The organism is Cyclonatronum sp., assembly GCF_022565315.1.
In the GTDB taxonomy this organism is placed as follows: Bacteria; Bacteroidota; Rhodothermia; order Balneolales; family Cyclonatronaceae; genus Cyclonatronum.
In genome coordinates this window covers 1-9,191 of sequence record NZ_JAIUMX010000131.1, presented here as the reverse complement: position 1 = coordinate 9,191, position 9,191 = coordinate 1, and the positions used below count along the sequence as shown (strand labels likewise).

Genomic DNA, 9,191 nt, shown 5'->3' with positions numbered 1-9,191 from the left:
TGTTCTCCCGAATGCTCGTGCCGAACAGGTGAATATCCTGCGGCACCACCGCGATGAACTCCCGCAGGTTGCGCTGCGGCAGTTCGCGGATATCGGTACCATCAAGGGTGATGCGCCCCGAGCTGACTTCATAAAACCGCGGTATCAGGCTCAGCATGGTCGTTTTGCCCGCCCCGCTTGGTCCCGCAAGGGCGATGATTTCACCCGGTTTGCAGCTGAAGCTGATGTCCGCCAGCACCGGCTGCGCGGCATCATAGCCGAAGGAGACCTCCTCAAAAGCCACCGCGCCCTCAACAGAGGTGAGCGCTTTTGCGCCGGGCTTGTCTTCGATATCGGGCACTTCCTCCAGCAGGCCGAAGATGCGCTCCGATGCCCCGACCGCGCTGCTGAACACCGCGTACACGCGCGCCATGCCGCCGAGTGAGCGCCCGATGTTGAACGCAAAGAAGATGAAGGCCACCAGATCACCGGCGGTGAGCCGGCCGGCCAGCACTTCGGTGCCGCCGTACCAGAAAATCACGATCATGGTGCTGAGGAACATCACAGCGACAGCCGACCAGAACAGGTTGCTGTACAGCACCCGTTTGCGGGAGGTCACAAAAAGTTCTTCAACTTTGTCGTGGTAGCGGCCTACCTCGTAGTTCTCCCGGGCGAAGGATTTTACGGACTGAATCGCGCCCAGGGCTTCTTCAGCGATGGAGGTCGTATCGGCGAGGCGGTCCTGCACGTCGCGCGAAAGTTTGCGGATGAGGCCGCCGAAGTAGCGCACCGCGAGGGTAATGAGCGGCACGGTCACGAAAATGACCAGGCTCAAACGCCAGTTGAGGTACACCATGAGGCCGACCGAGCCGATCAGGCTGATAGTCTGCGTGAGGCCCTCAGAGAGCGTGCCGGTTACGGCGTCGCGGATGGCGCCCACATCGTTGGTGAGGCGGGAGGTGATTTCGCCCAGCCGCTGATTCGAGAAAAAACGCAGGCTCAGCCGGCTCAGGTGTTCGTACACTTCCCGGCGCAGGTCCGCCACAACCCGCTCCCCGATCCAGTCGAGCAGGTAGCTGCCCCAAAAGCCGAGAAAGGCCTGCATCACAAAAAGACCAATCAGCACAAAAGTGACGGTGTTGAGCAGCTCCCGGTTGCCGCCGTCAAAAACCGCATCGAGTAGTTCGCGCAGCCCGAGCGGTACGGCCAGCCACACGAGGGTGGCAAGCAGGGAAGCCGCAAGCGCAAACAGCAGGCGCCCGAGGTAAGGCCGGGCGTACGTCAGAATCCGGAAATACTGCCGGAAGGAAGTTTTGTTGAGATGCAAGGTCGTGTGTTTTAGGGTGATGTCGGCTTTCGGGCAAGGTAAACATCCCCCGGCCTGAATCAATTCAGCAAAGGGCCGGATTAAATTATTTTGAATGAATGCAGCGGCAGACCTGTTCTGACCCAAACGCCTATTTTAACGAAGGAAGCCCGCAGCTTATGAGAACACTTTTTGCAGATACAACAAGCGTACGGCCGGTTGCCTCGGGTACGGGACGTTACACCCGCGCCCTCGTTTCCGCGCTCGCTGCACGCAATACGGTGATCTGCTCGCCCGGCTGCTGGCACCCCGAACAGGCCGGTGGTGAAGCGGAGGGGGAAGTTCTGAACCCGCCGGGCTATCACCGGGAGCTGAACCTGACCCTCGCCGGCAACCGTCCCAACATTACCGCCGATGCCGGTTTCTTTCCGAATTATTTTATGCCGCCCGCCTGGCCCTACCCTGCTGCGGTTACCCTGCATGACCTGTCCTTCCTGAGCCATCCGCAGTTTTACAGCCGCAAAATGCGCAGCTGGTACCGGCACCGGCTTTCGCACACCCTCCGCAACGCGAGCTTCATCCTAACCGTGAGCGAAACTTCGCGGCAGAGCATCATCCGGCACACCGGCTTTGCGGCCGACCGCATTCTGGTTCATCCGCCGGCTCCGCCGCTTCAGCTGCAAAGTCCGGTACCGGTCCATGAGGAGCCTTACCTGCTTTACATCGGCAATCTGGAGCCGAAAAAGAACTTCGAAAACATGCTGCTTGCTTTTCGTGAGGTTCGGAAACAGCGCTCGGTATCGCTGGTCCTGGCAGGCCGCCTGCACGGTCCCGCGGCCTGGACCCGCCGCATCCGCCGCCTGATAGCCGGCACAGCGGGCGTGACCTACGCCGGTTTCGTGAGCGAAGCCCGCATGCAGGACCTGCTCGCGTTTTCCTCCGGACTCGTGCTTGTGAGCCATATCGAAGGCTTCGGGCTTCCGGTGATGGATGCGCTGGCCAATGAAATACCGGTGCTGATTTCACAGGATGCGGCACTGCAGGAAGTGGCCGGGAAATGGGCTGTAACGGCCGACGGAACCTCGGCAGCGTCCATCACTTCGGGCATGATGCAGCTTCAGGAGCGGACCTCAGCCGACCTCAGCGGAGCGGGCCGGGCCATGGCGCAGCGCTTCGGCAGCGAAGCCTGCATTTCGGCCACGGAGCGCATCACCCGAAAACTCACCCATCAGAAGCGGGCATTTCACCTGCTGGGCGAGCCGAGCCAACACCATGCGCCCGATACACATACCGCTATCCTGGCGGGCATTGCTTATGCCGATGTATTCGGGGCGGGCATCACGCGCCGGAAGCTGCACCGCTCGCTAAGCGGCGTGAAGCTCAGTTTCGAGGCCTTTTCGCAGGCACTCGTCGAACTGCTCGCATACCGGGATGATGCCCTTTCTGAGAGCAACGGACTCCTTCGGCTCCGGCCGGTGAGCGGTCAGCCGCAGCCGGATCAGGCGGAGGAAGCAGGGCGGGTACGGCGGCGGCATGCCCGGCTTTTGCGGCTTGTGATGGCTTCGCCCTGGGTGAGGGGTCTGTATTACTCCGGCGGCACGGCGCACGGCAGCGGACTCGACGCGCAGCCTGACCTCGACCTGCTCGTTGTGGCGGCCCAAAACCGCAGCTGGCTGGCCTATGCGTGGATCAGGGCCGTGAGCCTGCTTGCCGGCCGGGGCAGCTCGGTTTGTGCGAATTACGTGCTGGCCGAAAATGCGCAGCAGGTGCACTGGCAGCGCGATTTTTACACGGCCTTCCAGCTGCTCTTCCTGCGGAAAGTGAGCCTAAAGCCGGGCACGAAGCACATCCGCAGCCACAACCACTGGATGAAGGCGCACTTCCCGAATGCCCGGCTTCCGGAAGAAAGCGGGGCTGAGAAAATGCCTGCGAAGAAAGGTTTGCTGAGCCGGTTCAACCTGCTGCTGATGTTTTTTTGGTCGGCCGTGTGGAAGCGCGCCGGCCTGCAGAGCGGCACCGGCGGACTGCTGTGGGATGCGCACCGAATTAAGCTGCACACGCGCGATCACCGGCCGCAGGTGAAGCAGGCTTTTGCAGAGCGCATGCGCCGCTTTGGCGGACTCCCTGCCGGAAGCGCAGCTGTTTCCATCCGAAAAAAACTGAGCTGATTTATGGCCTCAAATTTAGATCAGAGCGGGATGCCTTCCACCGATACAACAAATTCCTCTCCCTTTAAACAGCCGCACGTTTGGGTGCTGGGCGGGGGCGGATTTATCGGGGAAGCCGTTGTGCGTCAGCTGCTTGCGATGGAAATTCGGGTGACCGGACTGGTGCGGAATACGCCTCTGCCGGAGGGCGCAAAATCCGTTTCGGGCGATATCCGCAGCTTCGACTGGCGGCAGCTGGAAGCCGACCTGCCGGATGCCATCATTCATCTGGCTCGCATTCCGGGGCGGCGGCGGCTTTCGCGCTGGTGGGCGGGGCATCAGGGGAGGCGCGCATCGGAGCGGCTTACCGGCTGGCTCCGCGGGCTGCCGCAGGCGCCGCATCTGGTTTATGTTTCCGGAACCCTGGTGTACGGCGACCGTGGCACGCAGCCCACGGATGAAAGCGCACCGCTCAACCCCATCGCCTTTCAGCGGGATTATGTGAAAGCCGAGCATCCGTTTCTCGGTGCGCGGGGCGGCGAAATCCCGGTTTCGGTCGTGCGTCCGCCCTGGGTAATCGGGCGCGGCTCCTGGTTTCAGCAGTTTTATGCGCGGGCCGCCCGGGAGAGCGGCAGCATCACACAGTTCGGAAGCGGTCAAAATTTGATGAGCCTGATTCATGTGGACGATTGTGCCGCGCAGATCTGCTCGGTCGCGCTCGGCAGGCAGCATCAGGGGAAAATCTACAATTTGTGTGCTTGCCCGCAGGTGACCCACGCGGAGTTTATCCGACTCACGGCGGGCATCTGCGCGGCTGAAATCAGCAGTATGCCGGAAGAACAGCTGCGCCGGAAATTCGGCCGGACCGTTTACGAAGCCCTGACTTTCTCGATGGATGTGCGGAGCCGGGAGCCTCTCATCCGGAATTTTCCGAACCAGTATCCCGGCGCGGAAGAAGCCATCCGGGCGTCGGTCTGAGTTTAGGGGTTCTTCATCCGCATTTCGTACAGGCTGTACTCGCCGGTATTCCAGAGCGGAGTTTTGGCGAGGAGGTTATCAAGGCGCCATAATTTTTCGGCTGTGCCGCCGAGTTTGGGGAGCAGATGCGAGCGGTACCAGGCCGGGTAAAGCAGGCTGAAGCCCCGATGGTAGCCCAGCTCAAAATCGGGACCGAAGGCCCGGCGGATGTCACCGGCCGAGTAGGGCCGGCTTGGAATTTTGCGGTGATCGGAGTAGCCGCGCCAGCGGTTGGTGATCCGCTCGAAGGCTTTGTCGAAACGGCGCATTAGCAGCCACAGCGGGATTTCGGTGAGGTAGTACCGGTTCACAAAAGTGAGCACAAGCCGGGCATCAGGGGTGCAAACGCGGCGCAGGTCTTCGGCAGCTTTGCGGAGATCGAAGACGGTGTTGAGCCCGCCGAAATAAACGAAAATGAGGTCGAAGCAGGTATCCGGGAATTGGGCCGGGATGTCTTCCACCGAGCCGACACCGAAGTGCACATTGCTGAGCCCGGCCGCATCGCATCGTTTTTTCGCGAGCTCAATCATGCCGGGCGACACATCAATGGCCGAGACTTGCCGGTCGGGGTAGCGGGCCGCAAAATATTCAACATCAAAACCGGGCCCGCAGCCGATTTCCAGCGCTTGCGTGAACGGCTGCCGCTCCGTGATTTCCCGAAACGCCCCGCGGATGCGCTGCAGCACGGGATTTACCTCATAGCGCTGCTCAAAATCACGGGCGTCATCGTCGTAGTAGGAGGCGACTTCTTCGTAGTAGCGGGATGATGTTTCTGAGTGCGGTGCCATATACCGGGAAATTTAGTCTGATTTTGGAGATAGTGATTGAAGAAATAAGAGTCATAAATTTTTTTCTTCAAACATTTATCTGAGTCAGAACCATTCTGCTGAAATGTTATCTTTTCAGAATTCTGACGAAGGGTTTACCTTTGATAATCAAAAAGAAAATTAAGGTCCGAAATGCGTGCCTGCATTTTGCAGTTAAGTTTTTCAACCTAACCAGGCGGGTTTGCCATGCCAAACAAAATTACCCTGCGGGATGTCCCCGACGACATTTACGAGAAACTCCTAAAACAAGCAGCGCTAAATCAGCGCAGTTTAGAAAATGAAGTGATTACCTGCCTGAAGCAATCACTTGAAGCCGATCGAAAAACACCGGACCAAATTATTGCAAGAGCTAAACAGATCAGGCTACAGGCAAAAGGATCTCTGAATCTGCAGGAAATTCGTGAGGCAATAACGCAGGACCGGCCATGATCGTGGTTGATACCAGCGTTTGTGTCACCCCAAAATTTATAGAAAGCTGATTCCTATACCACAAACCGCGGAATCTTCTCCGGCAGCCGGGCGAGCGTTTCGTAGTTCAGCATGTTGGTGAGCTCCGAGAACGAAGCAACGGTCATGTCGATGCCGTTTTTCTCTCCGATAATGATCACCTCCGAGCCTTTCTGTACGCCCTCGATGCCGTTCACATCCACCATCATCATGTTCATGTTCACTACGCCGATCACAGGCACGCGCTTGCCCTCGATCAGTACCCGGCCGAGGTTGCTGAGGTTCCGGCTGAAACCGTGCGTGTAGCCCACGGGCACGGTCGCAATTTTGGTTTCGGTGTTGGTGAGGTAGCTTGTGCCGTAGCCGATAAAGCGGTTCGCCGGCACCGATTTGATGCTCATCACCCGGCTTTTCCAGCTGATTACGCGCCGCAGCGGGTTCTCCGAAAGTTCGTCGCCGTTGCGCTCCACCACATCAAAAAGGTAGGTCTCGCGGTTGGGCCACATGCCGTACTGCGCAATGCCGATGCGCACCATATCCATGCGCGTTTTGGGATAGCGGATGGCTGCCGCCGAGCAGGCCGTATGGCACATGCGATAGGGTAGCCCGCTTTTGACGACCATGCGGTGCAGCTTGCTGAAGGCCTTCATCTGATTTTTGATACGCAGATAGTTGGTTACGCTCTCCGCACCGGCAAAATGCGTGCAGATACCTTCGATAATAAACTGCTCTTTTTCATCCGCAAGAAAATCCAAGGCCTGCTGCAGCTCCTCGCGGTTGAAGCCCGTGCGGTACATGCCGGTTTCCAGCTCGATATGGATACGGGCCGGCTTTCCGATTCGCTTTGCCGCCTCCGCCGCGGCCTGCAGCCGCCCGATTTCAAACACATAAAAACTGATGTCGTGCTCCACAGCCCATGCGAGCTCGTCATCATCAATCATCCCCATAATCATAAGTTCACTGTCGCGGCTGCGTGCGTTCAGGGCTTTGAGGGCTTCATCCGCGCTGAACACCGAAAAATGCCGGATGCCTTCGGCCTCAGCCATGGGCAGGATGTTTTCGATGCCGTGCCCGTAGGCGTTGCCCTTTATGACGGATGAAAAGGTGACGTCGGGTCCGAACCGCTCTCTCAGAAACTGAATATTTTGTTTGTAGGCTGCTTTATTGAGCTCAATAAAGGATGAGTGCAACATGTTTTTTTGGTAAAAAGGTAATCTGCGGGCTGTGCAATATGGGACTATTCGGCTGGGATTTCAAGCGCAAATTTGGCGTTTTCTTTGAAACCTGAATGCTTCCGGGCTTTTCAGTCTTCCTAAAAACCAAATTAACTTCACTTTGGATGACAGAAGCTGTCACTCTTTTGTTTTATTTTAGGGTGATGCGTTTCCAACCCTGAACCCGATTTCTGAGCATGCCCGTACCCCGCGAACAGCTTTGGCTGCTGAAGCCCGATAATCCGCTTGCCGAACGCCTCGGCGCGGATTTCTGGGATGCCGTGCCCAAATCGCCGGGCGTGTATGTGTTTTGGTCGGCAGCCGGCGAGGTGCTTTATGTCGGGAAATCGGGCAACCTCCGGAACCGGCTGCTGAGCTACCGCAGCGCCAGACCGCAGTCGGTTTCGCGCAAGATTATCCGGCTGATCCGTGAGGTGTCGCGCATCAGCTGGCAGGAGCTGCCTGATGAGACCGCTGCCCTGCTCGAAGAAAACCGCCTGATACGGCTGCACCGGCCGCCCTTCAACAGCGCAAATAAATCCCCGGAAACCTACTACTACATTTTGCTCAGCCGTCCGGCCGAAAATGCGCTCGGGCTTGAGCTGCGCATGTCGGTGCCCGATGGCTTTCAGGGGGATGTGTTCGGAGCCTTCAAGGGGCACGCACCGGTAAGGGCTGCTTTAGGTGCCCTCAACCGGCTGCTGTACCGCTTCAGCGCGGCATACAATGGCGGCGCCCTGCCGCGCGAGATCGTGCGGGTGCTCACACCGCGCAGCTTCACCCACACCTTTGATGTGCCCTGCGATTCGGTGCACCGGCTTGTCCGCGATTTCCTTGGCGGGCAGCAGTCCGGGCTGTTGCAGCTTTTCGAAGGGCCGGAAGCGCAGGCCGAAGCATCAGCGGGACGCTTCGCCCAAAATCAGCTTCAGGATGATGCACGCAGCCTCAGCCATTTTTTCGTGAGCCGGGCCGCGCTCAACGCGCTGATAGTGAGCCGCTTTGGCCTGCGCACAAGCCTGCTGCCGCAGGCCGACTGCGATGACTTTAGGGTGATGCTCTCCCGGCCCTGAGGAGTAGCGTCTGGTAGTTCAAGCGCCGCCCGGTTTTGCGCGTTAGGGCGGCATGGACCCAAAAAGCACGGGATTGGCCGCAGGCTTGGGACGCAAGAACTGCCATGAAAAACAGTGATGCGCACGGAGTTCGCCCAAAAAAATAAAAAAGCGGGAACAACGGTGTGCCGGACCTTCAGCTTCAGAGCTCGGCGATTACGGCTTCGTGTGCGTCGGTGTCGTACACCGCAACGGTTGCGCGCTCCCCGAACCCGTGCGCACTGCCGGGGTTGACCCACATCGTTTTGCCCTCCGTTTTGATGTGCGGACTGTGCGTGTGCCCGCTCACAACGAGGTCGTACAGCCTGCATTTTACGAGCGCCTCGGTAATGCCCTCCTGCGTGCCGTGATACAGTGCGATGCGGCGTCCGCCGAAAGTGAGGTCGGCAAACTCAGCGTGATGCTCGGCTGCAATGCCTTCCATTTTCATAAGGATGCGGTAGGCGTCGCCGTCGTTGTTGCCAAAAACCGCGTGCAGCTCGAAGCCTTCGAGTTCGGGCACGGCAAACGGGCTGCAAAAGTCGCCCGCATGCAGCAGGGTCGAAACGCCCTGAAGCCGGAACAGGCTCATGGCTTTGCGGATATGGGGCAGATGATCGTGGGTGTCTGAGATGAGTCCAATTTTCATAATGAAGCAATTCGTTGAAGAAAGTTCTTTTCAATTAGCAAAAAAATAAGACTGAAAGCAAGAAGCAGCTGTAGGGTCGTGAGCCAGTACCTCCCTGTTATTTGGGGAAAACAGCCGGTTTTCAGTGGGCGACACCATATTAAGATAAAATAGTCTTAATTATTATTTGCACCCGGCACAACAAACCCCTACCTTTAATTAAAGACTATTTAGTCTTATTTATAAACGCAGCTTTTACAACGGGCTGCGGGTTTCAAAACAACCAAATTTTTTTTCTTATGAAAACGACAGTATTAAAAACGGCATTTTTGGTCGGCTTTATCGTGCTGCTCAGCGGCAGTTTTCAGAAAGCTGAGGCCTGCGACTGGTGCAACAATCAGTTCTTTGTAGAGCTTCATACCACCCGCAGCGGCACCCTGGTTTCCGACGAGCTGCTCCGCGCGGTTAAGGCGCAGGGCGATTTCGAAACCTATGCTGCCACTTCACGCCTTCGTGAGCGCGTTGAAGGCATGCAGAC

At 57.9% G+C, this 9,191-nt stretch carries 9 protein-coding genes; 5 read left to right on the top strand and 4 right to left on the bottom strand.

Annotation, left to right across the window (positions count from 1 at the left end):
- Nucleotides 1-1,306 (bottom strand): ABC transporter transmembrane domain-containing protein (locus LAT75_RS14090; protein WP_291483319.1); only part of this gene is annotated, 1,306 nt, incomplete at its 3' end.
- A gap of 158 nt (nucleotides 1,307-1,464) precedes the next feature.
- Between LAT75_RS14090 and LAT75_RS14085 the strand changes: the two genes are divergently transcribed.
- Both LAT75_RS14085 and LAT75_RS14080 read left to right on the top strand, forming a co-directional pair.
- Complete coding sequence (locus tag LAT75_RS14085) at nucleotides 1,465-3,453, top strand: glycosyltransferase family 1 protein (RefSeq protein ID WP_291483318.1); 1,989 nt, start codon at nucleotides 1,465-1,467, stop codon at nucleotides 3,451-3,453.
- 3 nt (nucleotides 3,454-3,456) lie between these two features.
- Complete coding sequence (locus tag LAT75_RS14080; RefSeq protein WP_291483317.1) at nucleotides 3,457-4,410, top strand: NAD-dependent epimerase/dehydratase family protein; 954 nt, start codon at nucleotides 3,457-3,459, stop codon at nucleotides 4,408-4,410.
- Between the two features lie 2 nt (nucleotides 4,411-4,412).
- Here LAT75_RS14080 and LAT75_RS14075 read toward each other — a convergent pair whose 3' ends face one another.
- Nucleotides 4,413-5,237: a class I SAM-dependent methyltransferase gene (locus tag LAT75_RS14075; protein ID WP_291483316.1), complete on the bottom strand. Its 825-nt coding sequence runs from the start codon at nucleotides 5,235-5,237 to the stop codon at nucleotides 4,413-4,415.
- Nucleotides 5,238-5,462: 225 nt separating this feature from the next.
- Here LAT75_RS14075 and LAT75_RS14070 point away from each other — a divergent pair, with 225 nt between their 5' ends.
- Entirely contained in the window at nucleotides 5,463-5,705 is a 243-nt protein-coding gene (locus LAT75_RS14070; protein ID WP_291483315.1) for a hypothetical protein, read from the top strand.
- A 53-nt stretch (nucleotides 5,706-5,758) separates the two neighbouring features.
- On the opposite strand, the gene alr is transcribed toward LAT75_RS14070, so the two are convergent.
- The gene (gene alr, locus LAT75_RS14065) at nucleotides 5,759-6,916 is read right to left on the bottom strand and encodes an alanine racemase (protein ID WP_291483314.1); all 1,158 of its coding nucleotides are present in this window, start codon (nucleotides 6,914-6,916) and stop codon (nucleotides 5,759-5,761) included.
- A gap of 218 nt (nucleotides 6,917-7,134) precedes the next feature.
- Between alr and LAT75_RS14060 the strand changes: the two genes are divergently transcribed.
- Nucleotides 7,135-8,007, top strand: a complete 873-nt coding sequence (locus LAT75_RS14060) for a GIY-YIG nuclease family protein (protein ID WP_291483313.1) — start codon at nucleotides 7,135-7,137, stop codon at nucleotides 8,005-8,007.
- Between the two features lie 181 nt (nucleotides 8,008-8,188).
- Here LAT75_RS14060 and LAT75_RS14055 read toward each other — a convergent pair whose 3' ends face one another.
- Nucleotides 8,189-8,674: a metallophosphoesterase gene (locus LAT75_RS14055; RefSeq protein WP_291483312.1), complete on the bottom strand. Its 486-nt coding sequence runs from the start codon at nucleotides 8,672-8,674 to the stop codon at nucleotides 8,189-8,191.
- A gap of 278 nt (nucleotides 8,675-8,952) precedes the next feature.
- Between LAT75_RS14055 and LAT75_RS14050 the strand changes: the two genes are divergently transcribed.
- The coding region (locus tag LAT75_RS14050; protein ID WP_291483311.1) for a hypothetical protein at nucleotides 8,953-9,191 on the top strand (239 nt) is incomplete at its 3' end.

Excerpts from the sequence above, each read along its gene's own strand:
- LAT75_RS14085 (WP_291483318.1), top strand. The coding sequence starts at position 1,465 with ATGAGAACACTTTTTGCAGATACAACAAGCGTACGGCCGGTTGCCTCG.
- LAT75_RS14080 (WP_291483317.1), top strand. The coding sequence starts at position 3,457 with ATGGCCTCAAATTTAGATCAGAGCGGGATGCCTTCCACCGATACAACA.
- LAT75_RS14075 (WP_291483316.1), bottom strand. The coding sequence starts at position 5,237 with ATGGCACCGCACTCAGAAACATCATCCCGCTACTACGAAGAAGTCGCC.
- LAT75_RS14070 (WP_291483315.1), top strand. The coding sequence starts at position 5,463 with ATGCCAAACAAAATTACCCTGCGGGATGTCCCCGACGACATTTACGAG.
- alr (WP_291483314.1), bottom strand. The coding sequence starts at position 6,916 with ATGTTGCACTCATCCTTTATTGAGCTCAATAAAGCAGCCTACAAACAA.
- LAT75_RS14060 (WP_291483313.1), top strand. The coding sequence starts at position 7,135 with ATGCCCGTACCCCGCGAACAGCTTTGGCTGCTGAAGCCCGATAATCCG.
- LAT75_RS14055 (WP_291483312.1), bottom strand. The coding sequence starts at position 8,674 with ATGAAAATTGGACTCATCTCAGACACCCACGATCATCTGCCCCATATC.